At 37.1% G+C, this 25,541-nt stretch carries 22 protein-coding genes; 15 read left to right on the top strand and 7 right to left on the bottom strand.

Annotation, left to right across the window (positions count from 1 at the left end):
* Window positions 1–34: 34 nt before the first annotated feature.
* A complete protein-coding gene (locus ABN763_RS06815) occupies window positions 35–676 on the bottom strand; it encodes a TetR/AcrR family transcriptional regulator (protein WP_410484691.1) in 642 nt (213 codons plus the stop codon).
* Between the two features lie 92 nt (window positions 677–768).
* A complete protein-coding gene (hflX, locus tag ABN763_RS06810; protein WP_410484690.1) occupies window positions 769–1,974 on the bottom strand; it encodes a GTPase HflX in 1,206 nt (401 codons plus the stop codon).
* A 99-nt stretch (window positions 1,975–2,073) separates the two neighbouring features.
* Between hflX and ABN763_RS06805 the strand changes: the two genes are divergently transcribed.
* A complete protein-coding gene (locus tag ABN763_RS06805) occupies window positions 2,074–3,042 on the top strand; it encodes an endonuclease (RefSeq protein WP_410484689.1) in 969 nt (322 codons plus the stop codon).
* A 2-nt stretch (window positions 3,043–3,044) separates the two neighbouring features.
* Here the strand turns inward: ABN763_RS06805 and ABN763_RS06800 are convergent, their stop codons facing one another.
* From ABN763_RS06800 to ABN763_RS06785, 4 genes are all read right to left on the bottom strand, one after another.
* Window positions 3,045–3,503: a nuclear transport factor 2 family protein gene (locus ABN763_RS06800; RefSeq protein WP_410484688.1), complete on the bottom strand. Its 459-nt coding sequence runs from the start codon at window positions 3,501–3,503 to the stop codon at window positions 3,045–3,047.
* Between the two features lie 28 nt (window positions 3,504–3,531).
* Window positions 3,532–3,858, bottom strand: coding sequence for a YegP family protein (locus ABN763_RS06795; RefSeq protein ID WP_410484687.1), 327 nt, complete (start codon window positions 3,856–3,858; stop codon window positions 3,532–3,534).
* A gap of 113 nt (window positions 3,859–3,971) precedes the next feature.
* Window positions 3,972–4,400 carry a hypothetical protein gene (locus ABN763_RS06790; protein ID WP_410484686.1) on the bottom strand — a complete coding sequence of 143 codons (429 nt, stop codon included), beginning with the start codon at window positions 4,398–4,400 and terminating at the stop codon, window positions 3,972–3,974.
* Window positions 4,401–4,449: 49 nt separating this feature from the next.
* Window positions 4,450–5,742 carry an aminopeptidase P family protein gene (locus ABN763_RS06785; RefSeq protein WP_410484685.1) on the bottom strand — a complete coding sequence of 431 codons (1,293 nt, stop codon included), beginning with the start codon at window positions 5,740–5,742 and terminating at the stop codon, window positions 4,450–4,452.
* 155 nt (window positions 5,743–5,897) lie between these two features.
* Between ABN763_RS06785 and ABN763_RS06780 the strand changes: the two genes are divergently transcribed.
* The 14 genes from ABN763_RS06780 to ABN763_RS06715 all read left to right on the top strand — a co-directional run bounded on the left by ABN763_RS06780 (window position 5,898) and on the right by ABN763_RS06715 (window position 23,728).
* Entirely contained in the window at window positions 5,898–8,735 is a 2,838-nt protein-coding gene (locus tag ABN763_RS06780) for a WD40/YVTN/BNR-like repeat-containing protein (protein ID WP_410484684.1), read from the top strand.
* Window positions 8,736–8,773: 38 nt separating this feature from the next.
* On the top strand, window positions 8,774–12,751 hold the full coding sequence (locus ABN763_RS06775; protein ID WP_410484683.1) for a two-component regulator propeller domain-containing protein: 3,978 nt from the start codon (window positions 8,774–8,776) through the stop codon (window positions 12,749–12,751).
* Window positions 12,752–12,847: 96 nt separating this feature from the next.
* Entirely contained in the window at window positions 12,848–13,750 is a 903-nt protein-coding gene (locus ABN763_RS06770; RefSeq protein WP_410484682.1) for a helix-turn-helix domain-containing protein, read from the top strand.
* A gap of 62 nt (window positions 13,751–13,812) precedes the next feature.
* A complete protein-coding gene (locus tag ABN763_RS06765) occupies window positions 13,813–14,421 on the top strand; it encodes a hypothetical protein (protein WP_410484681.1) in 609 nt (202 codons plus the stop codon).
* Window positions 14,422–14,518: 97 nt separating this feature from the next.
* Window positions 14,519–15,109, top strand: a complete 591-nt coding sequence (locus ABN763_RS06760; protein ID WP_410484680.1) for a hypothetical protein — start codon at window positions 14,519–14,521, stop codon at window positions 15,107–15,109.
* A gap of 125 nt (window positions 15,110–15,234) precedes the next feature.
* Window positions 15,235–16,242 (top strand): kelch repeat-containing protein, encoded by a 1,008-nt coding sequence (locus tag ABN763_RS06755; RefSeq protein ID WP_410484679.1) that lies wholly within the window; start codon window positions 15,235–15,237, stop codon window positions 16,240–16,242.
* A gap of 11 nt (window positions 16,243–16,253) precedes the next feature.
* Window positions 16,254–17,591: a hypothetical protein gene (locus tag ABN763_RS06750; protein WP_410484678.1), complete on the top strand. Its 1,338-nt coding sequence runs from the start codon at window positions 16,254–16,256 to the stop codon at window positions 17,589–17,591.
* A gap of 137 nt (window positions 17,592–17,728) precedes the next feature.
* Window positions 17,729–18,427, top strand: coding sequence for a hypothetical protein (locus ABN763_RS06745; protein ID WP_410484677.1), 699 nt, complete (start codon window positions 17,729–17,731; stop codon window positions 18,425–18,427).
* 17 nt (window positions 18,428–18,444) lie between these two features.
* Window positions 18,445–19,053, top strand: a complete 609-nt coding sequence (locus tag ABN763_RS06740; RefSeq protein WP_410484676.1) for an SIMPL domain-containing protein — start codon at window positions 18,445–18,447, stop codon at window positions 19,051–19,053.
* On the top strand, window positions 19,050–19,313 hold the full coding sequence (locus tag ABN763_RS06735) for a hypothetical protein (RefSeq protein WP_410484675.1): 264 nt from the start codon (window positions 19,050–19,052) through the stop codon (window positions 19,311–19,313). Before ABN763_RS06740 ends, ABN763_RS06735 begins: the two co-directional genes overlap by 4 nt.
* A 184-nt stretch (window positions 19,314–19,497) precedes the next feature.
* Complete coding sequence (locus ABN763_RS06730; RefSeq protein ID WP_410484674.1) at window positions 19,498–20,064, top strand: hypothetical protein; 567 nt, start codon at window positions 19,498–19,500, stop codon at window positions 20,062–20,064.
* Between the two features lie 207 nt (window positions 20,065–20,271).
* The gene (locus ABN763_RS06725; RefSeq protein WP_410484673.1) at window positions 20,272–20,958 is read left to right on the top strand and encodes a succinate dehydrogenase cytochrome b subunit; all 687 of its coding nucleotides are present in this window, start codon (window positions 20,272–20,274) and stop codon (window positions 20,956–20,958) included.
* A gap of 15 nt (window positions 20,959–20,973) precedes the next feature.
* The gene (locus ABN763_RS06720) at window positions 20,974–22,974 is read left to right on the top strand and encodes a fumarate reductase/succinate dehydrogenase flavoprotein subunit (protein ID WP_410484672.1); all 2,001 of its coding nucleotides are present in this window, start codon (window positions 20,974–20,976) and stop codon (window positions 22,972–22,974) included.
* A 7-nt stretch (window positions 22,975–22,981) separates the two neighbouring features.
* The gene (locus ABN763_RS06715) at window positions 22,982–23,728 is read left to right on the top strand and encodes a succinate dehydrogenase/fumarate reductase iron-sulfur subunit (protein ID WP_410484671.1); all 747 of its coding nucleotides are present in this window, start codon (window positions 22,982–22,984) and stop codon (window positions 23,726–23,728) included.
* Between the two features lie 161 nt (window positions 23,729–23,889).
* Here the strand turns inward: ABN763_RS06715 and ABN763_RS06710 are convergent, their stop codons facing one another.
* The gene (locus tag ABN763_RS06710; protein ID WP_410484670.1) at window positions 23,890–25,380 is read right to left on the bottom strand and encodes a serine hydrolase; all 1,491 of its coding nucleotides are present in this window, start codon (window positions 25,378–25,380) and stop codon (window positions 23,890–23,892) included.
* Window positions 25,381–25,541: the final 161 nt, after the last annotated feature.

Raw genomic sequence — 25,541 nt, 5'->3', positions numbered from 1 at the left:
TTCTTTTTTACACCCTTAAATAACAGGTGTATTTTCAACTTCTTTTAAGTATTTTCTTTGCCGCTCGAATCTCCTTATACTCTGTAAAACCTTTTTCGGTTAAATAAGGTTTAAGCATGTGCCAAAGCGATTCTATCGGTGATTCTTTTGCCAAGTAGTTCGTCTTTTCTAAATCAATTAACGAAGAGCTGTTTTTCCAAAACATATTAACGATCCATAGATTATGAATGAGATAGGTATAACTGATCTCATCATTCTCGGGCTTTAATCGATCTGTACTAATATAATAATCAACTAATTTACGGGCATTTTCAAGGCGCTTAGAGGTGGTTTCTTTATACTTTCTCATCACCTTTGGATGGGCAACATTTAAGTAAAGAATATTGGTAAAAAAGAAACGATACTGATCTTGTATGCTGTAGAACTTTAAAAAAATCAACTCAAAATGCTCAAGGGTAATATACTTTCCCTCAGGAATAATGATGTCTTTAGAAGCAAGCAAGATCTCTTCTTGAATTGTAGCAAGTAACTGTTCTTTCTTTTTAAAGTGATATGTGAGGTTTCCTGGGCTTATCTCCATTTCATCAGCAATCTCTTTAATACTAACATTGAAAAAACCCTTTTCATTGAAAAGTGAGGTTGCTGTATGTATAATATGTTGTTTGGTATCTTTCAATTAATTAGTATATATAAACTATATTTTAGTACAAACATACTAATTTTAAATTAAACCAAATAGTCGCTACTAAAGCAATGTTTTAACGTTGATTACTCTGTGTATTCTTGGTACAGAAACTTGTTATATGGAAATCGGGTAATATGAATTTCTCTCACAGCCTTATACACCTGTTCTCTAAACTCTTCTAAGTTCTCTTTATTAATTGCAGAAATGAACAGCGCATTTTCACCTACCTTCCCCATCCAGGTTTTCTTCCAATCATCTAAAGTGTAGTGAATTTTGGTTTTTTCAGTGACCAGATCATCCGCATCTATTGTTTCATGAGTGTAGGCATCAATCTTATTAAAAATCATCATGGTGGGTTTATCCCCTCCTTTTATTTCATCAAGAATTTGATTCACCGAAGCAATATGATCTTCAAAATTAGGATGGGAAATATCAACAACGTGAAGTAGTAAATCAGCTTCCCGAACCTCATCTAAAGTACTTTTAAAAGATTCTACTAATTGGGTCGGTAGTTTTCGTATAAAACCTACCGTATCACTTAACAAAAACGGAAGATTTTTTATCACAACCTTTCTCACCGTAGTATCTAAGGTTGCAAACAGCTTGTTCTCCGCAAATACATCGCTTTTACTGATGACATTCATCAATGTACTTTTACCAACATTCGTGTAACCTACTAATGCCACTCGGACCAATTGCCCTCTATTTCCTCGCTGAACTGCCATTTGTTTATCAATAGTAGTGAGCTTTTTCTTGAGCAATGATATTTTATCGCGAACAATACGTCTATCGGTTTCAATTTCTGTTTCACCCGGACCACGCATACCAATACCACCTCGTTGTCTTTCAAGGTGTGTCCACATACCGGCTAATCTCGGTAGCAAATATTGATATTGCGCTAGTTCAACCTGTGTCCTGGCATAGCTGGTTTGTGCCCGTTGTGCAAATATGTCAAGTATAAGATTGGTTCTATCGATAATTTTACAACGCAAAATGCGTTCGTTATTTTTTTGCTGCGCAGGAGAAAGCTCGTCATCAAAAACGACTGTACCAATATCGTTTTCTCTCACGAATGCCTCTACCTCTTCCATTTTTCCGGTTCCGATAAAGGTTTTAGGATTAGGCATATCCATTTTTTGGGTAAATCGTTTTACCACCTCACCACCTGCGGTATAGGTTAAAAATTCTAATTCATCCAAATACTCTTTAGACTTTTCTTCATTTTGATCTCTTGTAATAACACCAATGAGTACGGTCTTTTCGTATCCTATTTCCTTCTTTTCTAACATATAGCTGTAATAGGATGCAAAGGTACACAAATAGGTTGGCCTACCATTAAGTACCCATGCTGATAGTTTTGTATTTTAGATTTTGAAAACTAAAACGAAATGGATATCCAATCTTTCAAAAAACTTCCTCTCAACGATATTTATACGGTAGCCTTTTATAATCTTGAAAACCTATTTGATACTAAGGATGATCTTAACACACTGGATGATGATTTCTTACCTAAGGGAAAAAAGCGATGGACGGAAAAGCGATATGAAAAGAAATTAATGAAACTGGGGACAGCTATTTCTAATGTGGGATATCATAGATCTAAGAAAGCTCCAGTCTTAGTGGGCGTAGCTGAAGTGGAAAATAAGCGCGTGCTAAAAGATCTTGTTAGCACAAAAAATTTAAAAAAGCACGACTTTGATGTAGTGCATTTTGACTCGCCTGATGAGCGGGGTATGGATGTAGGCTTGTTGTTTCAAAAATCATATTTCGAAGTTGAAACTACTAAAATGTATCCGCTGTATCTAGAAGATGAAAATGGCATGCGAGATTATACTCGTGATGTACTTTTAGTTTCAGGAAAATTAAATGGGGAATTGGTTCATGTTTTGGTAAATCATTGGCCGTCAAGACGAGCAGGGGCGGATAGCACACAACATAAACGCATTAAAGCAGCACAATTGGTCAACAGAATTATTGGAGAAATTCATCAAATATACAGAGATGCCAAGATCATTATAATGGGTGATTTTAATGATGATCCACATAGCCCCAGTATAAAAGAGCACCTTATGGAGCCCCGGCTTTATAATCCCATGGAAACACTGCTTTCGTTTACCAAAGGAAGCTTAAACTTTAAGGGAGATTGGAATATTTTCGATCAAATAATATTTACCCACAACTTTTTTAAAAACGAAAAAGACAAACACACCTTTGCACATGCAGATGTGTTTGATAAAAAATTTTTAAAAGTATATGAAGGTCGCCATGAGGGCAACCCCTTTCGCACCTATGCAGGTAAAAAATACCTAGGCGGCTATAGCGATCATTTTCCTGTTTACATTCAACTTAAAAAGTGAATCTATTTAGGAGGCACTTTTTTAACCGTTGAGTGCAAGTGCGTTATTTTCCAACCGTCATCATATTTTTTCCAGATTTTGGTAACCGTTTCTTTTTGACTTATTATTTGGTTTTTACCTAAGTCCATTGTTCTTATCGTATAAGCAGTATTTTCAGATAGCACATGATAATCAATATTAATAGATATTGGTTTTTTAAATGGCCTACGAACCTTTTTACAAAAGGTTAAAATCATTTCTTTAGATGGTACTTTTTTCCCGTTTGCATGGAAAGTAATGTCATCTGCCATCAAATCAACCACCTTTTCGCAATCACCATTGACAAAAAACTTACTTTCCAACTCAGACGCTTTTTGTACTTCTTTTTTAATTGATGCAACATCAAATTGCTGTGCATTAGCTATAAAGCAAAAACAAAACAAAAGCATCATACAATACATTACAGCTGCTTTTTTTATCATAATGGACGAAAAAAAATATAGGTGTTATCTATGTTAAATCTTCAATAACAGCAATTGGCGCATTGTTCATGACAGAGCGAATACCGTTTTCACATGCCTGTTTACTAGAATAGGTCTCACTAGTACCGATGATTCTTCCATTACTGGCTTTTAGGTTAAAATAAGGCTCCCCGTTTTTTGCGATAAGTCGCACGTACCTTCGGTCCTTATCCGCATTCATTTTAACGGAGTCGATACCATTTTTGCAGCTTGCACGAACCACATAGCCTTCACTTTTAAGAATGTTTTCGCCATTACCCGCCTTTAAACGAAAGCGAAACTGACCGCCTTTGTCCTGATACATTTCAAATTTCATTGTCTTGTTGTTTATGATTATACAACAAAATTGAATAATATAAACAAGAATATAAGAAGTGTATTAGCCCAAATAGTTAGGGGATTAATCCTATTAATCCAGTAGATTTTCCCCTAGTCAATTCGCCTGTACTCTAATCCAGGACCGTCACAAGCATTCCAAGTACCGTATAACACAGTACCGTCTTCGGTTACACCCAAATGTTCAGTAAGGTCTCCGCTACAGCTTGCTCTTAGTATATTGCTTTCATTGTAAGTTAAGACGATAATGTTTCCACTTTCCGGATCAGCCGGAGTAAAAACTCCTGATGCAGAAGTTGTTGATTCGTCTCTTACCCTAGTTTTTATGAATGTTCCATTTAAGTTAAAAACAATAGTTTCTTGCCATGCCATTTCATCACCGGTAGTTTCAGATCCTTGAAACGAACCTGTCATCTTTACCAATTTCCAGCTTTGTGGTAGTTCTTCATTTCGCAATGCATCATTTTCATTACAAGAAAACATCACGACCGATCCAAATAAAAAAACAAGGAAGCTTTTCATATCTGTTATTTTCAATAAGATAATATGGAAGCTAAAAGGTTGCGCACATCTAAGAATTCATTAATTCCTCAATCTCATCAGCTTCAATAGGAATATTTCGCATTAGATTAAAAGGAGCTCCAGTTTCTTGCACTACCACATCATCTTCAATTCGAATCCCAAATCCCTCATCAGGAATATAAATCCCAGGTTCTACAGTAAATACCATATTGGCTTGCATGGGTTCATGCAACAATCCATAGTCGTGGGTATCGAGACCCATATGGTGAGAAGTACCGTGCATAAAATATTTTTTATAAGCCGGCCAATCTTCATTTTCATTCTGTACATCTGCTTTGTCTAATAACCCCAAACCTAGTAATTCGCTCGTCATTATTTTGCCAACTTCCACGTGATATTGTTCCCAAAGTGTTCCAGGAACAAGCATTTTTGTGGCCTCATCTTTTACTCTTAAAACTGCATTGTATACCGCTTTTTGTCTATCAGTATATCGACCAGATACGGGAATTGTTCGTGACATATCACTACTGTAATTAGCATATTCCGCAGCGACATCCATTAAAATCAATTCGCCTGCATTACATTGCTGATTATTTTCAATGTAGTGTAATACGTTGGCATTGTTTCCTGAAGCAATAATGGGGGTATAAGCAAATTTCTTGGAACGATTTCTAAGAAATTCATGCATGAGCTCTGCTTCGATTTCATATTCCCATACACCTGGTTTTACAAAGCCTAGCAACCTTCTAAATCCTTTTTCAGTAATATCACAGGCTTGCTGAATCAGATCGATTTCAATTTGATCTTTTACCGATCGTAATCGTTGTAAAATCGGATTACTCTTCATCACGGGGTGTGCAGGATATTTTTCCTTACTCCATTTTATAAATCGATCTTCCCGTGTTTCTGTTTCAACAGCTGCCCTATAATGTTCATTGGTATTATAGTAAACTGCATCAGCATAACTCATTATTTCAAAAAATACCTTTTCAAAATCTTGCAACCAATACACCGTTCTAATACCGCTGTTCTCAAAAGCCTTTTCCTTAGTTAACTTCTCCCCCTCCCAAACAGCAATATGTTCATTGGTTTCCCTTAAAAAAAGTACTTCTCGAAACTTCTCCTTAGGTGAATCGGGAAACAAGAGTAAAACACTTTCTTCTTGATCTACTCCACTTAAATAAAAAATATCGCGATGCTGTTCAAACGGCATAGTACTATCGGCGCTTATAGGATAAATATCATTACTGTTAAAAACGGCAACACTATTTGATTTCATTTTGGTCATGAAATTCGTGCGATTCTTTATAAAGAGCTTTCTATCTATTGGATGGTATTTCATCTTAGTGGTAAATAATTAAAAATGAATAGGGTGTTTTACATTATGAACATTTCAAAAATACGACAACATTGATACATGCTGTTAAAGTTAGAAGTGCAATTTTGCTTAACAACCAACAATTGGTAACTTCACACTGACTAATTCACACCAAAAAAATGAAAAAACTACTATTGGTAGCATGCATTTCTTGTCTTTCTATAGGATATGCTCAACAACCTGCCACATCTGCTTCAGACGTCTTAAAATCGTTAACTTCTAAAAATGAGATGCAGTCTAGCTCGCTAGTAAAAAATGTAACTTTTAGTAACATAGGACCTACTGTTATGAGTGGACGTGTGGTTGACCTAGCGGTCAACCCGGAAAACCCGATGGAGTTTTACGTGGGCTACGCTTCCGGTGGGCTTTGGCACACCAAGAATAACGGAACATCATTTACACCCATTCTCGACTCCTCAGACACTCAAAATGTAGGCGATATTGCAGTAGATTGGAAAAATCGAACCATTTGGGTCGGCACCGGAGAAAATAACTCGTCCCGATCATCGTACGCCGGAATCGGTATACTAAAGTCTACCGATAATGGAAAAACTTGGGAGAATATGGGTTTACATGATTCGCATCACATAGGCCGAATTATTCTTAATAAAAACAATCCAAACGAGTTGGTAGTTGGTGTGACCGGTCATTTGTATAGTGCAAATAAAGAACGGGGCATTTATAAAACTACCGATGGCGGTAAAAGCTGGAAACAAACACTATTTGTTGATGACATGAGCGGCATTATTGATGTTTCCGTTTCACCTTCGAACCCTGATATCATGTATGCATCATCATGGACCAAGGACCGTAAGGCATGGAATTTTGATGGCAGTGGTAATAACTCCAGCATTTACAAAAGTACTAATGGTGGCGATAGTTGGATTAAGGTATCAACTGCAGCGAGTGGTTTTCCGACAGGAAAAGGTGCAGGACGCATTGGTCTTGCTGCTTTTAACGACAATGTGGTTTACGCTATACACGATAGTCAATTCCGTAGAAAAAAAGAAAAACAAGAAAACAAAAAACGTGGCTTGACTAAAGATGACTTTAAAACTATGAGCGTAGACGCTTTTTTAGCGCTAGAAGACAAAAAACTAAATACCTTTTTAAAGCAAAATAATTTTCAAGAAAAATATCGCGCTCAAAATGTAAAACAAATGGTGCGCAGCGGAAACGTAAAGCCTATTGATCTTGCTAAATACTTAGAAGATGCTAATAGTATGTTGTTTGACACTCCTGTAACAGGAGCCGAAGTATATAAAAGTATTGATGGGGGAAAAACTTGGAAGAAAACGCATGACGATTACCTAGATGATATTTACTTTAGTTACGGATATTACTTTGGTCATATTTATGTTGATCCTAGTGACGAAAATGGAATTTACATTTACGGTGTACCCATACTTACTTCAAAAGATGGGGGTAAGACCTTTAAATCTATCGGAAAAGAAAACGTACATGCCGACCATCATGCGCTTTGGATAAATCCGAAAATGCCTGGTCATTTAATTAATGGTAACGATGGCGGCGTTAACATTACCTATGATGATGGTGAGACTTGGATAAAAAATAACTCTCCCTCGGTTGGACAGTTTTATGCGATAAATGTAGATAATCAAAAACCATATAATGTATATGGTGGCCTGCAGGACAATGGCGTTTGGATGGGCCCCCATACAGCTTCAGAAAATCGCAGCTGGCACCAATCGGGCCAATATCCTTGGAAAAGCATTATGGGAGGTGACGGTATGCAAGTTCAAATTGACAATCGAAATAGCAATATTGTATATACCGGATTTCAATTTGGAAACTATTTTAGAGTCAATTTAGAAACAAACAAGCGCACATACATACAACCTAAACATACCTTAGGCGAAAATCCTTACCGCTTTAACTGGCAAACTCCTATTCTACTCTCATTACACAATCAAGATATTTTGTATTTAGGTGGAAATAAATTGATGCGATCACTAAATCAAGGTGATGATTGGGAAGCTATTTCTGATGATCTCACAGGAGGTGGTAAAAAAGGAAATGTAGCATACGGAACGATCGCAACTATATCAGAATCTCCATTTAAATTTGGTTTAATTTACACAGGTAGCGACGATGGTCATATTCATATTACTAAAAATGGCGGTGGTAGTTGGGAGAATATCTCATCAAGCTTACCAAAAGACCTTTGGGTAAGTCGGGTTGAGGCATCATCACATAAAAAAGAACGAGTATATGCCAGTCTAAATGGGTATCGCTGGGACGATTTTAAGACTTACGTATATATGAGTGATGATTATGGCAAAACTTGGAAAAACATCACTGCTAACATACCGCATTCTCCAGTAAACGTGATTAAAGAAGATCCTGAAAACGAAAACATTTTGTATGTCGGGACCGATAACGGGTTATATGTTTCGTTTGATAAAGGAGCAAATTGGGAAGCATTCTCAAAAGGATTACCTAATGTTGCTTTTCATGACTTAGTTATTCAAAAAGAGGCAAAACACCTTATTGTTGGCACGCATGGACGAAGTATCTACAAAACGGATATTGCTCCGATTCAAAAAATAAATGCAACATTACTCAATAGTCCTATCACAATTTTTGATTTAAACGATGTAAAACATTCCTTCAGATGGGGTGGCTCTTGGAGCAAATGGCTAGACGCCTACGAACCAAGCATGGATTTTTCTTTTTACACCAATACTACACAAAATATGACGGTTAAGGTGTTATCAGAAAAGGGAGTGCTCATTAATGAAATCCCCTTTAAAGCAGATAAAGGTTTTAATTACGGAGTCTATGATCTTAGTTTTTCTGAAAAAGGAAAAAAGGCGTACAGTAAAAAAAATAAAGACTTCGAATTGAAGGAAGCAGTAAACGGCAAGTACTATTTACCTAAAGGAAAATACAAACTTGAAATTAACGGAAAAACCAAAGGTTTTGAAGTAAAATAGCGTAAAAACACATATCTTGATGTAAATTTTTTCGGTATATGTATAGTAAAAGGATATTTTTTGGTCGTCAAGGAATATCCTTTTTTTTATGTTGGGTAGTACTACTTACTTGTTTAAAAATATCAGGGCAAGAACAAATTACATTTCGACAGCTCTCTGTTAAAAATGGACTTTCTCAAAACAGTGTTGTATCAATTTCTCAAGACAATACTGGGCATTTATGGATTGCCACTCAAGATGGACTAAACAAATATGACGGAAAAAGGTTTACACAGTTCCCTTTTCAGTTTACTGATATTACTCAGCCCGGTCATAGTAGTCTAGGCAAAATTTACATCGACAAGCAAGATCATGTTTGGATTATACCTGATGATAGAAAGGTATACAAAAGCGCTCCCAACGGATCAGCTTTTAAACTTTTTGGTAAGGTCGAAAATGCCTATACTTTTTATCAAGATTCAAATGATAATTATTGGGTGGGAACCACTGATGGACTGTTATATTTTATTGATCAAAAATCGGAAGAAGTTTCAACCATAGTGATCGATAGCATATCAAACCAAACTATTTATCACATTGATTCGTACAACCAACAACCCGATAGCATTGTATTAACATATGAGAACCAACTAGCAACAATTGATATTAATACAAAAAAGGTTAATCGGCTTCAATTAAAAATTGATGATAACACTACCGTCAAACGTAATTTTAGCGCTTTAGCCACTGATAACACTAATGGTATTTGGGTAGGAACTTTTGGCGATGGTTTGTACTACCTAACTTCAAACAAGCAGCTATCAAGACCCTTTATTAAAGGTAACTGGATAGACATTCCCAACAATCTTAATATACTGGATATCTATAACGATTCGAAAAACAGATTGTGGATCGCCACCTATGGTAACGGACTCTTAATGCTAGACTTCAATCAAGAGAGAACACATCATTTTCAACCTCAAAAGACGAATCCAAGAGCCATTCATTATAAAGATATTTTGTGCATATATGAAGATTATCTTGGTACTATATGGTTTGGCACAGATGGCGCCGGACTAAGTTATTATGATGAAAATCTAGAAAAATTCAACTCATTCACAAACTACCAAACTCCTGAAAATGTTAGCATTGACGTAGTGAGATCGATAGCCGTTTCACCTGAAAATATCTGGATCGGAACCTCAGGAAAGGGACTTACTTCTTATAATGCAAAGGTCGATAGCTGGAAAACATATGCTACCAACAATTCCAAAATCACATCGGACAGGATTATGAGCTTACTCCTTGACCATGAAAACGAACTGCTTATTGGTACTCAGGGATCTGGGCTTTGTTTACTTGATAGCTCAGGAAATTTTATTGACTATTCTAACTATGTTTCTGCCAATACTATTTGGGATATTTTTCAGGAAAATGACACAACTATTTGGATTTCTACCCAAAGTAGTGGTTTGATCAAATTTGATAAACAAAACAAAAAGCAAACCGTTTACAAAACACCTATTAAGGTCGATGGGGAATTAAAACAACCAAGTATTAGAGTAATCGAGAAAGATCTTGAAGACAACTTTTGGTTAGGTACAGATCAGCATGGGTTATTAAAATTCCATCCAAAAACAGGAAATACTGAAAATATTAATTCTGAAGACCTCAAAAGTATCAAATCACTATTTTATGATCCTTCAGGTAAGTTATGGATTGGTACAAACGGAAATGGACTAATACAATACAACGAAAAAAGCGCATCTTTTAAGAAATACACCATTGAAAACGGACTACCAAATAATGTTATTTATGCCATTCTTCCAGATACACAAAACAACCTTTGGTTAAGTTCCAATAAAGGTATAACAAAATTCACCTCAACAAACACCACTCCCGTCATAACGAATTATGCAAATTATGATGGCCTTGCTACCGAATTTAATACAGGAGCCTATTTCAAAAACAAAGACGGCTCCTTATATTTTGGAGGGCTTGACGGTTTTTACTGGTTTGATCCTAATGAGATTAGAAATACGGCTATCTTGCCAAAAACGATAATCACTGGTATGCAGGTGCTTGATCAGGAATATCCTCTTGCTGAAAATCTCAAACTCGACTCCAATAAAAATACCGTTGCGTTCACCTTTTCGAGTATGCAATTCTCGTTGCCGGAAAAAAACAGTTACCAATATCGTTTGGTAAACTATGATAATGACTGGATTCAAGCAGGCCACAACAACTTTGTACGGTATTCGCAGTTACCTGCTGGCGATTATACTTTTCAAGTAAAATCTAGTAATTATGATGGGGTTTGGAACGATGATGCCGAATCATTTTCATTTACAATAAAGGCACCATGGTATTTAACAATAGTAGCGAAATTGGCATATGCACTGTTGGCTATTGTTTTAGTTTTTACAATTTATCGCTATTTAAAATGGCGTTGGATGATGCAACTAAGTCTAAAAATGAAGGAGGAGGAGGCGTTAAAATTCAAAAATTTGAATCAACTTAAGTCAAAATTATACACAGATATTGCCCACGAATTTAAAACACCATTAACCTTAATTTCAGCCCCACTTGAAGACAAATTACGTGAGCCTTCACTATCTCAAAAAGATCATTCAAATATGACCATGGTCACACGCAATGTATCTCGACTATCCGATCTTGTAGATCAGTTATTGGCACTGGCAAAACTTGATGATGGTAAGCAAAAAGTAAAACTGGAAACCGATGACTTAGGTCTCTTTTTACATGCCATTTCGGAATCATTTGAATATAGAGCTCAACAAAAACATATTTCATTTTCAAAAGTGATCAATGTACGTGGTCAAATTTCTTATGACGCTGATATAATTGAGAAGGTGCTTACCAATTTACTTTCTAACGCCATGAAATATACTCCAGAAAGGGGTAGCTGTATTTTTAACGCGAATCATACACACAACAGGCTACAATTACTGGTAAAAAATGAGACTTCTAACCCTGATCAACTTGAACTTGAAAAACTCTTTAACCGTTTTTACCAAGTTGATAGCCATTCTGATGGTGCTGGAATTGGTCTTTCTCTTGTCAAGGAATTAGTAAAACTATATAAAGGAACTATTGAGGTATTTTTTGATGATGATCAAAAAATATGTTTTAAAGTTGAAATTCCTGCGACACTTGAATCACCCAAATCACATATTCAAGAAGAAGTTGATGATACACTTGTTACCGTGAACAGCACCTCCAATTTTTTCGGTCCTGTCAATATTGAAAATAGTGATTTACCCATTCTACTTGTTGCTGAAGATCATCATGAGGTCCGGAAATTTGTTGTTAAAACCTTCAAGGACACCTATACCGTAATCGATGCTGCCAACGGAAAAGTTGCCTTAGAAAAGGCTCTCGAGTTTGTTCCTGATATTATTCTTTCTGATATTCAAATGCCATTTATGAATGGCATTGAATTATGTAACACGATAAAAACAGACCCTCGTACCAGTCATATCCCAATAATACTTTTAACAGCCGGTTTTGACGAAGAGGTAGAACTAAAGGGACTTATTTCGGGCGCCGATGATTATGTCACTAAACCATTTAAACTGGCTGTTTTAGAACAACGCATTGCAAACTTAATCAATGTCAGAAAAAAACTAAAGGAGCGTTATCAGCAAGAATTAATCTTAAAACCAAAGGACATTCAGATCACGTCGGCAGATGAACTTTTTTTAAACGATATTCAACAAGTGCTGGACGAACATTTAACTAACCCAGAGTTTACTGCTGAAAAATTTAGCGAATATGCACATATGAGTCGAATGCAATTACATAGAAAGCTAGTTGCATTTACGGGCTTATCGACCTCTGCCTTTATACGATCACAAAGACTTAAAATGGCAAAAGAATTGCTAGAAAAAACCAACCAAACTGTAAGTGAAATAGGATATGAAGTTGGATTCAGCACCCCATCTTATTTTATGAAGTGTTTTAAGGACACTTTCAAGAAGACCCCTACCGAGTACATAAATTCTTTGAAAAGGTAAGAAAACTAAATCTGGTTACATACGTTTAGTTCATTGTTACATTTGACAAGTGGATACAGATACTAAGTTTCTAATTTCATTTTTAAAAATTGAGAGATGAAATTAGTAAGCAATTCACCGTTTAATGAGATTAAGGCCATTAGCTTTTTCTCTTCTTCCATACAAACCAAAGAATCTGTTGAAGAAGTACTTTGGGATATTACAAAAAATGTCATTCATCAATTGGGCTTTGTTGATTGTGTCATTTATGAGTACGACTCCAAATCAAACATATTACACCAACGAGCAGCCTACGGATATAAGAATCCAGCAGATGATTTTATCCATAACAAGATTATACTAAAACTAGGAGAAGGTATTGTAGGTAGCGTGGCTATTTCGAAGACAGCGGAGATTGTTAACGATACTTCAAAAGATAGCCGATATGTAGTTGACGATGCTGCCCGCTTATCCGAAATATGTGTGCCAATTATGATCAATGACAACCTATTTGGCATCATTGACTCTGAACATCCTGAAAAATCATTTTTTAATGAGCGTCATCTGCATTTACTCAACATTATAGCAGCATTGTGCGCTCAAAAGATTATCAGCTTAAAAAACAGTACAAGAAAACCTCTAACCCGCGCTAACGAGTATTTTAAAAGGTTAGAACAACTTATGAAGGTTGACAAAATATATCAAAACCCCAACCTAAATTTATCATCAACAGCCGATTTATTAGGTATTTCAGCCTGTTACCTTTCTAGCCTGATCAACTCCGTAATCGAGGGTAGTTTTATAGATTATGTCAATGGCTACCGAATTAATGACGTCAAAAATAATCTGCATTCCCCCCGATTCGAACATTATAATATTTTATCGGTTGGTTTAGAGGCCGGCTTTAACTCGAAGTCTACTTTTTACAATGCGTTCAAAAAACATACGGGGATGTCTCCTAGCGACTACCGGGATAAAGACCCCTTTAAGGTCCAGTTTCTTTCAAATTTAAATATTTAGGACTAAGACCACTGAGGTCATTTTTAGGTTTGAATAATTATAAATTTCAAAACTTAGAAATGATGAAAGCAACAAGAATTTTTAAAAGACTAACACCCCTTTATTTTCTGGCAACATTGCTAGTGATAGGGTGTAATCCTGAAGATGGAGAACAAGGACCCATTGGGCCTGCCGGACCACAAGGTGAGCAAGGGCCTGCCGGGCAAGATGGTGCAGATGGAGAAGATGGCGCACAGGGCGAGCAAGGCGAACCCGGTACAGCCAACGTAATTTACTCCGATTGGATCCCATCCGGATTTGACGATCCTATTACAGATGATTTTGACCAATTTGAACTAGATGTACCACAGCTGAATGAAACACTACAGAATTCAGGAGTAATACTTGTTTATGCTCGAGTGGGAACATTAATTTACCCTATACCTATAACCTTTTTCGGAACAATTGGTGAAAATTATAACTGGCGGTTATTAACTATTAATGATGATATAATTGCTGTACGTATTAACTCAACTGATGGTGGAGCAATTGGAAGTCCGTTTCTAAATGGTGAATATCGATATGTATTAATTCCAGGTGGTCAACCAGCTTCCTCCGGTAAACAAACACCACCCGATTATACCAAAATGTCTTATGAAGAAGTAGCAAAACTTTTTGGTATCAAGGATTAGATTAGTTTGAATGCTGAGCCCTCTTTTGCAATTAGGTTGGATGGAATTGTCAGGGGGCTCAAATGATCTTTAACTACAATTTCGAAAATTTTAAAAAATGAAAACGTTACAAAGAATAATAAAATCTATTTCTCTACTGAGCCTAACCGCTTTATTAATTATGAGTTGTTCTCCTGAAGATGGAGCACAAGGTCCCACGGGACCGGCCGGGCCCCAAGGTGAGCAAGGACCTGTCGGACCAGATGGCGCTCAAGGGGAGACCGGTAACGCCAATGTTATTGTATCCGATTGGATTGAAAATGGATTTACACCGGGAGGCGGATTGCTTCAAAAAGTATTCACCTTAGCAACGGAAGCAGAAATTAATGCGCTGGATATAGATTTAGATCAAAGTACTATCATGGTTTATGCACGGGGTAATATCTTATTACTTGCAGGAGATGAGGTTATCCCTTTGCCTTACTTTAGGGCATCAACTGAAGACACCTACTCTTTTACATTTGGCGATGGCTCTTTGCGTGTATTAGGTATCACCCCTAATGACGGCACTAATGACTTTGATCTTTTTGATGATTATAGATATGTCATTATTCCTGCAGAGAATTCACAATCCGGTAAACAAACCCCACCCGACTATACCAAAATGTCTTATGAAGAAGTTGCAAAACTCTTTAACATCAAAGACTAGATTGGTTTGAATGATAGCCCTCCTGAACGATTAGGTTGGATGGAATTGTATGGAGGGCTTTTCATAGATATACTAGATGATTAAAAAGACAAATCTTGTGTCTGCTAAAATCAAAACAAAGAATAATGAAAACAATACAACTGGCGATACTTGGTCTTCTTTTAACAATGACCTCTTGCCATAAAGATGATCTGTCAAATTTAGAAATCGATGACGCTAGCAAGCTAGGTTTTCAAGTTAAAAAACTCTCTAAAAAAGGAGAAAAAGTAGTCAAAGAAACCTCTTTTGAAGGGCGAGGCGAGCATACAACTTTAGTCTTCAACAATAAACTTTGGATGATGGCTGGTCGAGGCTTGAACCATTTAAATGACGTTTGGAGTAGCAAAAATGGAGAAGATTGGTCGGTAATAGTCAAAAAAGCTGCTTTCTCAGAAAGAACAAGACATGCAGCCACAGTTCACGAAAACAAAATGTGGATTTCAGCCGGCGACGACGGAACTGTAAAAAATGATGTTTGGTACTCTAAAAACGGAAAAGAATGGTTTGAAGTAATTCAAAAATCTGGATTTCCTGCTAGGAGCCGACATACTATGACCAGTTTTAAAGGCCGAATGTTCATTATAGGCGGAAGAAATGAAACTTCCGAACTCAATGATGTTTGGATTAGTGGTGATGGTGCAAATTGGTCACTTGCTACTGCTTCGGCACCATTTAGCAATAGACGGGACCATACCGCAATTGTTTTTGATGGCAAATTATGGGTTATTGGCGGACATCACGGCGGTAACCAACTTCTAAACGATGTTTGGTACACCTCTGATGGTTTTAACTGGTTTAATGCAACTCCTCAAGCCGACTTCCCAGTACGAAGAAATCATACAACGGTAGCCACCAAAAATGGAATATATGTTATAGGAGGTTCCGCAAGTAATAATCAAGAATATCTAAACGATATGTGGTATAGCACTGACGGCATAAATTGGAATGAAGTAACGCTTATAATTAACAAAAAATTCGAAGAGCGTAGTGCACATTCTTCAGCCTACTTTGACAACAAAATTTGGGTTATTCACGGCTTTAATTTTGAAGGAAATTCCACCAATATTTTACAAGACATCTGGTCATTTGAATAAAATATCAAGAGATGAAAAGAGTACAATTTTTAGTAATAATATTATTCTGCTTTGTATTGACAACATCCTGCAATAAGGATGAAAAAGAACTTCCTCAAATGGAAGAAAGTGGCGAAAACGAAGAAGAGCCAACTGAAGAGGAACCGGACAACGAAGAGCCAGATGATAATTCGGAAAGTAATGTATCTCCTTTTGGAGACAATCCTATCTTAATGGAATACTCCCCTCCCGTTAATGGTGAAGAAGGTGACACATCTGGTAGCGCTATTGCTTTAAGTGGTGACGGAGGTACTATGATAGTAGGATCACCTGGGGCAGATGTTACAGCTGGTACTAGCGGTGGTCTTGTTCGGGTATACAATCATAACGGCGGTTGGGGCGAATTTGGATTGGCTTTAGAGAGTCCGCAAGCCAATAAAAACTTTGGAACGGCAGTTAGCCTTAATGAAGCTGGCACCATACTTGCCATAGGTGATTCAGCCAGTCATTTATCAGGAGAATCCCTCTCTGGTATGGTTCGTATATTCCTGCTAAGCGGTGGTGCCTGGAAACAACATGGCAACGATATTTATGGCGTTGCCAAATCAAATGGCTGCGGATTCTCAGTCGCACTAAGTGCTTCTGGAAATCGCATAGTGGCGGGTTCACCATATAACGATGACGTTGCGGAGGATGCAGGTCATGTGCGAGTATTTGATTTAGTGGGCAACACCTGGCAACAGGTGGGAAATAGCATTGAGGGTACGTCAAAAAATGATCTATTCGGCAAAGCAGTAGCCATTAGTGATGATGGAGAAACGATTGCGGTAGGCGGTAGTGATGTTGGATCGGTCAGTATTTATAAGATAATCAATGGAATTTGGACCGAAAAAGGCAATGGAATCAGCAGCGGAACTACCGAATTAAATAGAAATGCAATTGCTTTAAGTGGCAATGGAAATACATTGGCAATAGGTGCTGATAGGGTGAATAGTAATAAAGGTCGTGTAAGGATTTATCAATATGAAAATGATACTTGGGTGGCTAAAGGTAGTGCCATAGATGGACTTGAAGCCGGAGATCGGTTTGGAAATGCAGTTGGTATCAATCAAAATGGTAGTGTGGTTGTGGTTGGTGCTGAACGAAGTGCTACTAACGGCAATAATGCAGGTGCAACAAGTGTATTTCATTATAAAAATGGCAATTGGAAGCCAATTGGCGATCCTATACCAGGTCAAAAAGGCAGCTATCAAGGTTTTTCAGTAGCCATTAATAGTAAAGGAGATGTTGTTGCCTCAGGAGCTTGGGCATGGTCAGAGTTGGATAATGGGAGTGCCACAGGCCAAGTAGTAAGCTATAAAATTGAATAAAAAATGAAATGAGTATGAACTTTTTTAAGCATAACCTACCAGCATGATTAAAATAAGTTTATGCGAAAACAACGTGGTTACATCTATTTCAAATTTTGTAACCACTTGTTTTCAAATAATTAGAAAATTTGAAATAGATGAAAAAACTAATGAATAATATGTTACTATCAACCCTTCTTTTAGGATTGATAGGGTGTAATAAAGATGATGGCACCGACGTATTACCGATACGGTTACAATATTCAGACAATCCGTCAACAACATACCGTACTGCAGGGACTTTAACTCCTATTATCATTGACTGGAATGGAGAGGCAGGAAGTTTTGAAGTGACCACTGAATCAGAAATACTAAGAAGAGATGTAATGACTTTCGATAGCATTACAGGGGTATTTTCCTGGCAAAATGAGCTCCCACTTGGAGCATGGGATTTTACGGTTACGGCAAGAAACAGCATGACCTCAGCTTCGGTAATGTTTACTTTTAAAAACGAATTTGTAGAAGGTGTTTTCACCGGTGGGTTCATAGAAAACCTCGAGGTTGATACTACTGATCAAGGCAACTTTCCACCGGCTTACACTATTTCTTTAAATGAGGACAAGACGATTACCATGACCAAATTTGATGACCCCACGTTTTCAGCAGTAGGCGAATGGCGTCATCGCCAAGGCGGGTCTTTTAATGTAGAGTTTATTACCGCATTATCAGCACCTAATATCATTTACTTAGACGGATTTATTTATGCCGGTAACCCAAGGTTTTCAGGGAAATATGGTAATGGCATAAATGAAGACGGTACTATTAAAGATCCCTCTGGCACATTTTCTTTCTTTTAAAATTGATTCCTTAAAATATGAGAACAATACTTTTATTTATTTCGTTAATGGCCTGCGCGTCAATGACCGCCCAGGAAAGAAACAGCATTCATCTTATAGAACGAATGCGATATGTTGATCCAAATCCAAGCTTTAAAGCTTCGGTTGTGGTTTCATCTTATTATGCTAACTACAATAACAATTCGGTCAATACGGCAGAACTCATCTCACAATTCGAGGAAAAACTAATTAAAAACGACATTAATCCAGAGGATTTGGAAAAGGATGAAACGGGATACATTTCTTTAGCCCTAGGCAAAGAAGGCATGTTATATCATTATAAAACCACATCCCAGAAAAAGCTTTTTAAGCTTATAAGTATTAATACGCTAGGTAGTTCACGTTTAAACTATGACTACATAGCAAAATTAAGTCCAACCGCAGAAGGAAATCTCATCAAAAAAGCTGTTGAAAAGGCTCGAATAAGAGCACAAGAAATGGCCTCGACTTTTGATAAAAAAGTGGGTGGAGTGATCAAACTACAAACCAATTATGACGGTGGTGATTGGATACGAGGTATATTTAGAGACACGGTTATTGGCGAAATGGTAATAGATGTCCAAGTAGATTTTGAACTACTGGAATGAGTGAACAAGGCTTACTTAATACAATAATTAAAGCCAGTACTATTGAGCACCTAGGAGATTATCATGACTACGAAAAACTTACTAAAAAAGCGTTGGGAAGAGCTTTTTATTGCACACCTATCGGGTTAAATATGACAGGCAACCTATTCGGTTTATCATTATGTTCTACAAACCGAAAAACCATTGGAAGGTTAGCAGCTTTGTGTCCGAATCCAGTTTATGGTCAGAAATGGAGGAAATGGCAAAAATGTATCGCTTAAAAGATACTGGAAGATAATATTTGGGTGATTACCTTATCCTGAACCTAAATAGTTTTCTAGCATTTAAGCAAATTGTATTTACACATATTAAAATCCATATTATAAGCTGAACTCAGCTGCCCAAAAATTGCACATTCCCGCTCGTTACCTGTGCCTATATTTCTTTAATTCGAACAGTCGAAAAATGAAACAACTCAATAACACATTTTTTCAATACTTAGTTTTAAGTTTTTTATCTATAGGTCTAGAATCCTGTAATAATAATAATAATAATGATGATGAGTCCATTCGACCTACTTTAGAGATACCTCCAGTAAATTTAACAAACTTAAATGTTGTGTTGATTTTTGGAGAAGAATTAAGTCCTGATCAAAAAAATCCGGCTTTTGAATACATAATGAGTGATCCAACGGACCTAGTAATGGCAACCAGCTCAGGACGAGTTGAAACCATACTTTTAAATAATAACGTATCCGATTACGAAATACGTATTCGTTTAGAAGAAAATCCTGATTGGTTGGTAATCCACGACCACGTTTTAAATTTACAGGTTGCAGAAGGTGACACCGTAAATGCTGGAACTATTTTAGGTGTGGTCGGTATGTTAAATAGAACCGAACTACAACTTAACAACGGAAAAGGGAACAGTACAATTGCTCATTGTCCCATTAACTATGGTTCTGATCATTTTATCCTTGAGCATGAAAGCATCATGGCGAATTGGTGTTTAGAAAAAACTGTAATTCCTTAGTCGCGGACAAGCTTAACTGCGATATTACTTTTTCCCAATTTTGTTTAATATTTATATGGAATAGAAAACGTTTTCGCCAAAACTGTTCAACACCAGTCAAATTCACCTTAAAACCATTCTAAATACGCAGTAAAAGCCTAAGCAAAGTTTGTTAAAACCGGCTTTGTCTCATAACTTTGCTGGAACTTAAAAAACTAAAACCCAAGAATGGCTACAATCTTTAGTTCTTCGATAGGAAGAAAGTTTGCAATGGCACTTTCAGCTCTCTTTCTAATGGTATTTCTGATAATGCATGTTTCTATCAATTTTACCTCAGTATTTAGTCCTGATCTTTTTAACGAATTATCGCATTTTATGGGTACGAATCCAGTAGTACAGGGATTAATGCAGCCCATCTTAATGGTTGGTGTTATTTTTCACTTTGTAATGGGTTTCGTGCTAGAATTTAAAAACAAACAAGCACGTCAAGTTAGTTATGCAAAGAATAAAGGCAGCGCAAACTCTACTTGGATGTCTAGAAATATGCTGTTATCTGGTCTTGTTATCTTAGCCTTTCTTCTAGTTCATTTTTATGACTTTTGGATACATGAAATGACTGTTAAGTATATCGATGGTGACATGTCTGGTTTGGTGAATCCTGACAGTGCTGACTCTGGATTCAGATATTATGAAGAACTTAGAGAAAAGTTTGTGAGTCCTATTAGAGTAGGTCTATACAGTTTATCTTTCGTTTTGTTAGCGCTTCACTTGTTGCATGGTTTTAACTCAGCTTTCCAATCCATTGGTGCGAATAATAAATATACCAAAGCCTTAAAAGGATTTAGCAAGGTGTATTCCATTGGCATCCCTGCATTATTCGTTTTTATTGCAGTATTTCATCATTTCACTCACTAAAAATCACTTACTGACATGGCAATATTAGATTCAAAAATACCAGAAGGTCCATTAGCAGATAAGTGGACCAATCATAAAAATAAAATTAACCTAGTTAACCCAGCTAACAAACGTCTTATTGACGTTATTGTGGTAGGAACGGGACTAGCTGGAGGTTCAGCTGCAGCTACGTTAGCAGAACTTGGTTATAATGTAAAAGCATTTTGTTTTCAAGATTCGCCACGCCGCGCACACTCTATTGCTGCGCAAGGTGGTATTAATGCTGCAAAAAACTACCAAGGTGATGGTGATTCTACCTATCGTCTTTTTTATGATACCATAAAAGGGGGTGACTACCGATCGCGTGAAGCAAATGTGTATCGCCTTGCTGAAGTATCAACCAATATTATCGACCAATGTGTTGCCCAAGGAGTTCCTTTTGCAAGAGATTATGGTGGCCTTTTAGACAACCGATCTTTTGGAGGTGTGCTTGTTTCTAGAACATTTTATGCTAAAGGACAAACCGGTCAACAATTGTTACTAGGAGCTTATGCAGCTATGAATAGACAAATAGGCCGTGGTAAAATCAAAATGTACAATCGTCACGAAATGATGGACGTTGTTATTGTTGATGGTAAAGCAAGAGGCATCATTGCGAGAAATCTCGTGACTGGTGAAATTGAAAGACACGCTGCACACGCTGTTGTCTTGGGTACAGGAGGTTATGGTAACTTATTCTACCTTTCAACATATGCCATGGGTAGTAATGCATCTGCAGCTTGGAAAGTTCATAAACGTGGTGCTTTCTTTGCCAACCCGTGCTACACACAAATTCACCCGACTTGTATTCCAGTTTCCGGCGATCACCAGTCAAAACTAACACTAATGTCGGAGTCATTACGTAATGATGGTCGTATCTGGGTTCCTAAAAATAAAGAAGATGTTGAAGCTATTAGAAACGGTAGCTTAAAACCAACAGATATTGCTGAAGAAAACCGCGATTACTACTTAGAAAGAAGATATCCGGCCTTTGGTAATTTAGTGCCTCGCGATGTGGCGTCTCGTGCTGCTAAAGAACGTTGTGATGCAGGTTATGGAGTTAATAAAACAGGCGAAGCGGTTTACTTAGACTTCGCAGCCGCAATTGAACGCTATGGTAAAGAGCAAGCGCATGTAAAAGGACTCAATGAAGATGATAAAGCCCTTGTTACCAAACTAGGAAAAGACATCATTAAAGCTAAATATGGTAACCTTTTCCAAATGTATGAAAAGATCGTTGACCAAAACCCATACGAAACACCGATGATGATCTATCCTGCAGTTCATTATACAATGGGAGGACTTTGGGTTGATTATAACCTGATGACTACAGTCGAAGGTTTATATTCAATTGGAGAATCAAATTTCTCAGATCACGGTGCTAACCGGTTGGGAGCTTCTGCTTTAATGCAAGGTTTAGCTGACGGCTATTTTGTTCTTCCTTATACCATCGGTGATTATTTAGCACACGATATTAGAACAGGACCAATCTCAACTGCAACCAAAGAATTTGAAGAAGCTGAAAACGAGGTTAGAGAGCGCATAGATAAATTAATCAATAACAACGGCACCAAATCGGTCGATCATTTCCACAAAAAATTAGGAAAAATTATGTGGAACAAATGTGGCATGTCTCGCAATGAAAAAGACTTAAAGGAAGCCATGACTGAAATCGCAGCGCTTCGAGAAGAATTCTGGAAAGAAGTCCGCATTCCGGGAACGCAAAATGAGTTCAACGAGGAACTTGCTAAGGCTGGTCGTGTTGCCGACTTTTTAGAACTTGGAGAATTGTTCGCAAAGGACGCTTTGGTTCGTGAAGAATCAGCAGGAGGTCACTTTAGAGAAGAATATCAAACTCCAGAAGGCGAAGCGTTAAGAAGACCGGAATTTAAATATGTTTCTGCTTGGGAATATAAAGGTGAACCAGCCGATTCTGTAGAGCATAAAGAAGATCTGGTTTACGAAAATATTGAAGTTAAAGAAAGAAGCTACAAATAAAAAAGCTATGAAATTAAAGTTAAAAATCTGGAGACAGAAAAACGCTCAAGATAAAGGCAAAATGGTCGATTATGACCTTGACAATGTGTCGCCTGATATGTCATTTCTAGAGATGATGGACGTTCTAAATCAGGATCTCATGGAAAAGGGCGAGGAGCCTGTTGCATTTGATCATGATTGTCGCGAAGGTATTTGTGGGATGTGTTCTATGTACATAAACGGACAAGCACATGGTCCAGACCGAGCTATTACTGTTTGTCAACTACACATGCGTTCATTTAACGATGGTGATTCCATTTACATAGAGCCTTGGAGAGCAAAAGCTTTTCCGGTGATCAAGGATTTAGTTGTTGACCGCTCAGCATTTGATCGTATTCAACACGCTGGTGGGTTTATCTCGGTAAACACCTCTGGTAACACACAAGATGCAAATGCGATCCCTATTGAAAAAGCGAATGCTGATGCTGCTTTTGACGCTGCAACCTGCATTGGCTGCGGTGCATGCGTAGCTTCTTGTAAAAACTCAAGTGCCATGCTATTTGTTTCTGCTAAAGTTTCGCAATTTGCTTTATTACCACAAGGTCAGGTAGAAGCTACGGATCGCGTATTAAACATGGTAAAACAAATGGATGAAGAAGGTTTTGGTAACTGTACCAATACCGGTGCATGTGAGGTTGAATGCCCTAAGGGGATTTCACTAGAAAACATAGCACGAATGAATCGTGAGTACTTAGCTGCAAGTTTAAAAGGTTAAGTAGATAACTAAGCACCACCAATAAAATTAAAAATCCCATTCCGGAAGGTTTGGGATTTTTTTATTAGATCTCCTCGATATATTTTTGAAATAGCCCTTATAAGAACTTCTTCAATAAGTAGAATTGAATTGAGATTGCACTCCATTTCTGTATCGTAGCGCTATTTCATGCTTTTAATCTCGATAATCCTTTCTTGCGAATGTATATTATCAGGTTGTAATGCTATCGATTTTTGGTAATGGGATAATGCTTTTGTAAACTGTTTGTTGTTGTAATAAACATCACCTAGATTGCCATGCGTTTTTCCTGACGGAAATTTATCTGATAGTAATTGATTAATTAAAATAGCGTCTTGAACTTGATTTTCAGCTAGAATTCGTGCTGCTAAATAGCTAATGGCTTCTTCGGATTTTTTGGGAATCTCAGCAACCAAGAGCCTCAATATTTGCATTGCATGATCGCTTTGCTTTTTTTCGAACAGTTTGTAAGCTAAACGTGCCAATTCCCACTGGTCTGAAAAATTATAGGTATTAAAGTCATTTTTCTTTAAATCGTGATAAAGCGCAATGCCTTGATCTACATTTTCATAGGTTTTCTCGCGAATAGTTAAATAAATCGATTTATGCGGTATGGTAAAATCTTCATCCTTTGCTACGTGGATAATTGCCTCTGCTATTTCACCTATTTTCAAACCCTTGCTATTGGTCATCAAGATAGCTAATATATCATTTTCTAGGTCATAGTAAACAATTGCTTCATAGCTACGCGATGAGCCATGGTGATAGTATGAAGTTAGCTCCCCATCCGTAAACATTCCATTACCGAGAGCAGACTGGCTTTCTTTTGAATAGGCTTCAAAAAGCTGATAAACAGATTCCTTGGAAACTAACTGATATGACATTAGCTGATTAACCCATTTGGCAAAGTCATTTATTGACGGACATACCCATCCAGAGAATACCATAGGTTTTTTTTCATCATTGATACCCTTGCTATTGAATCCGATAACAAAATCTGGATTTTCGTATTGATGGTCAATTACAGAATTGTTCATGCCTACAGGTTGTAGAATATCCTCCTGTAAAAACCGATTAAACGTTTTTCCGGTGACCTTTTCTATAATTCTTCTTTGAAGAAATACATTGTTATTGCTGTATAAATAACCTGTACCGGGCTCAAACGCTAGTGCTTTCAATTGTTTTAAGTTGTTGTATACCTCGTCTGCGTTGTGGACATTCTCCCAATCTATTGATGGCAAACCACTCGTATATTGTAAAAGATGTTTGATAGTGATTTTATTTGACCAGGCTGGAAGCCCCAACTGGTATTTCGATATCTTATCCTCTAAATTGAGAAGTCCTTTTTCCTTAAGCATCATAATACCCACTGCATTAAACTCTTTGGCGATCGAGCCAATATTAAACATTGAATTATCGGCAAGCGGTATCGTTTTACTTCCGTCCGTGAAACCTTTTTGAGTGCTGTAAATGACCTTTGCATCCTTAATCACTAAAGCATTACCGTTGAATATGCCCCTTTTATAGCAAATATCTAATACGGAGTCGATTTGTTTTTGGTGATTGTTTTGTGCCTCTATAGAAAAAATGAAACTTAAAGAGAATAGAAATAAAACTGAAATTGATTTACTCATAATTGACGTATTGATTGATTGTCTATAAAAGATAATTTTGAGCAGATTTTGTTACAGTGTAGCAATCAGATTTAATCAGCAATTTCATGAAAGAATACCGTACGAATGAACCGTGAGTATTTGACAGTAAGCCTGAAATGCTTGTCATTGCTGAGAAGACT

This window comes from Spongiivirga sp. MCCC 1A20706 (assembly GCF_046524175.1).
In the GTDB taxonomy this organism is placed as follows: domain Bacteria; phylum Bacteroidota; class Bacteroidia; order Flavobacteriales; family Flavobacteriaceae; genus Spongiivirga.
The sequence above is the reverse complement of the archived record's forward strand: the minus strand, read 5'-3'. Positions and strand labels throughout refer to the sequence as shown.

What these genes read in the sequence shown, in the direction of transcription:
- ABN763_RS06730 (WP_410484674.1), top strand. Translation starts at nt 19,498, where the DNA reads ATGAAACAACTCAATAACACATTTTTTCAATACTTAGTTTTAAGTTTT.
- ABN763_RS06765 (WP_410484681.1), top strand. Translation starts at nt 13,813, where the DNA reads ATGAAAGCAACAAGAATTTTTAAAAGACTAACACCCCTTTATTTTCTG.
- ABN763_RS06775 (WP_410484683.1), top strand. Translation starts at nt 8,774, where the DNA reads ATGTATAGTAAAAGGATATTTTTTGGTCGTCAAGGAATATCCTTTTTT.
- ABN763_RS06710 (WP_410484670.1), bottom strand. Translation starts at nt 25,380, where the DNA reads ATGAGTAAATCAATTTCAGTTTTATTTCTATTCTCTTTAAGTTTCATT.
- ABN763_RS06735 (WP_410484675.1), top strand. Translation starts at nt 19,050, where the DNA reads ATGAGTGAACAAGGCTTACTTAATACAATAATTAAAGCCAGTACTATT.
- ABN763_RS06720 (WP_410484672.1), top strand. Translation starts at nt 20,974, where the DNA reads ATGGCAATATTAGATTCAAAAATACCAGAAGGTCCATTAGCAGATAAG.
- ABN763_RS06790 (WP_410484686.1), bottom strand. Translation starts at nt 4,400, where the DNA reads ATGAAAAGCTTCCTTGTTTTTTTATTTGGATCGGTCGTGATGTTTTCT.
- ABN763_RS06715 (WP_410484671.1), top strand. Translation starts at nt 22,982, where the DNA reads ATGAAATTAAAGTTAAAAATCTGGAGACAGAAAAACGCTCAAGATAAA.
- ABN763_RS06805 (WP_410484689.1), top strand. Translation starts at nt 2,074, where the DNA reads ATGGATATCCAATCTTTCAAAAAACTTCCTCTCAACGATATTTATACG.
- ABN763_RS06785 (WP_410484685.1), bottom strand. Translation starts at nt 5,742, where the DNA reads ATGAAATACCATCCAATAGATAGAAAGCTCTTTATAAAGAATCGCACG.
- ABN763_RS06740 (WP_410484676.1), top strand. Translation starts at nt 18,445, where the DNA reads ATGAGAACAATACTTTTATTTATTTCGTTAATGGCCTGCGCGTCAATG.
- ABN763_RS06800 (WP_410484688.1), bottom strand. Translation starts at nt 3,503, where the DNA reads ATGATAAAAAAAGCAGCTGTAATGTATTGTATGATGCTTTTGTTTTGT.
- ABN763_RS06780 (WP_410484684.1), top strand. Translation starts at nt 5,898, where the DNA reads ATGAAAAAACTACTATTGGTAGCATGCATTTCTTGTCTTTCTATAGGA.
- ABN763_RS06725 (WP_410484673.1), top strand. Translation starts at nt 20,272, where the DNA reads ATGGCTACAATCTTTAGTTCTTCGATAGGAAGAAAGTTTGCAATGGCA.
- ABN763_RS06760 (WP_410484680.1), top strand. Translation starts at nt 14,519, where the DNA reads ATGAAAACGTTACAAAGAATAATAAAATCTATTTCTCTACTGAGCCTA.
- ABN763_RS06750 (WP_410484678.1), top strand. Translation starts at nt 16,254, where the DNA reads ATGAAAAGAGTACAATTTTTAGTAATAATATTATTCTGCTTTGTATTG.
- ABN763_RS06755 (WP_410484679.1), top strand. Translation starts at nt 15,235, where the DNA reads ATGAAAACAATACAACTGGCGATACTTGGTCTTCTTTTAACAATGACC.
- ABN763_RS06770 (WP_410484682.1), top strand. Translation starts at nt 12,848, where the DNA reads ATGAAATTAGTAAGCAATTCACCGTTTAATGAGATTAAGGCCATTAGC.
- ABN763_RS06795 (WP_410484687.1), bottom strand. Translation starts at nt 3,858, where the DNA reads ATGAAATTTGAAATGTATCAGGACAAAGGCGGTCAGTTTCGCTTTCGT.
- ABN763_RS06745 (WP_410484677.1), top strand. Translation starts at nt 17,729, where the DNA reads ATGAAAAAACTAATGAATAATATGTTACTATCAACCCTTCTTTTAGGA.
- hflX (WP_410484690.1), bottom strand. Translation starts at nt 1,974, where the DNA reads ATGTTAGAAAAGAAGGAAATAGGATACGAAAAGACCGTACTCATTGGT.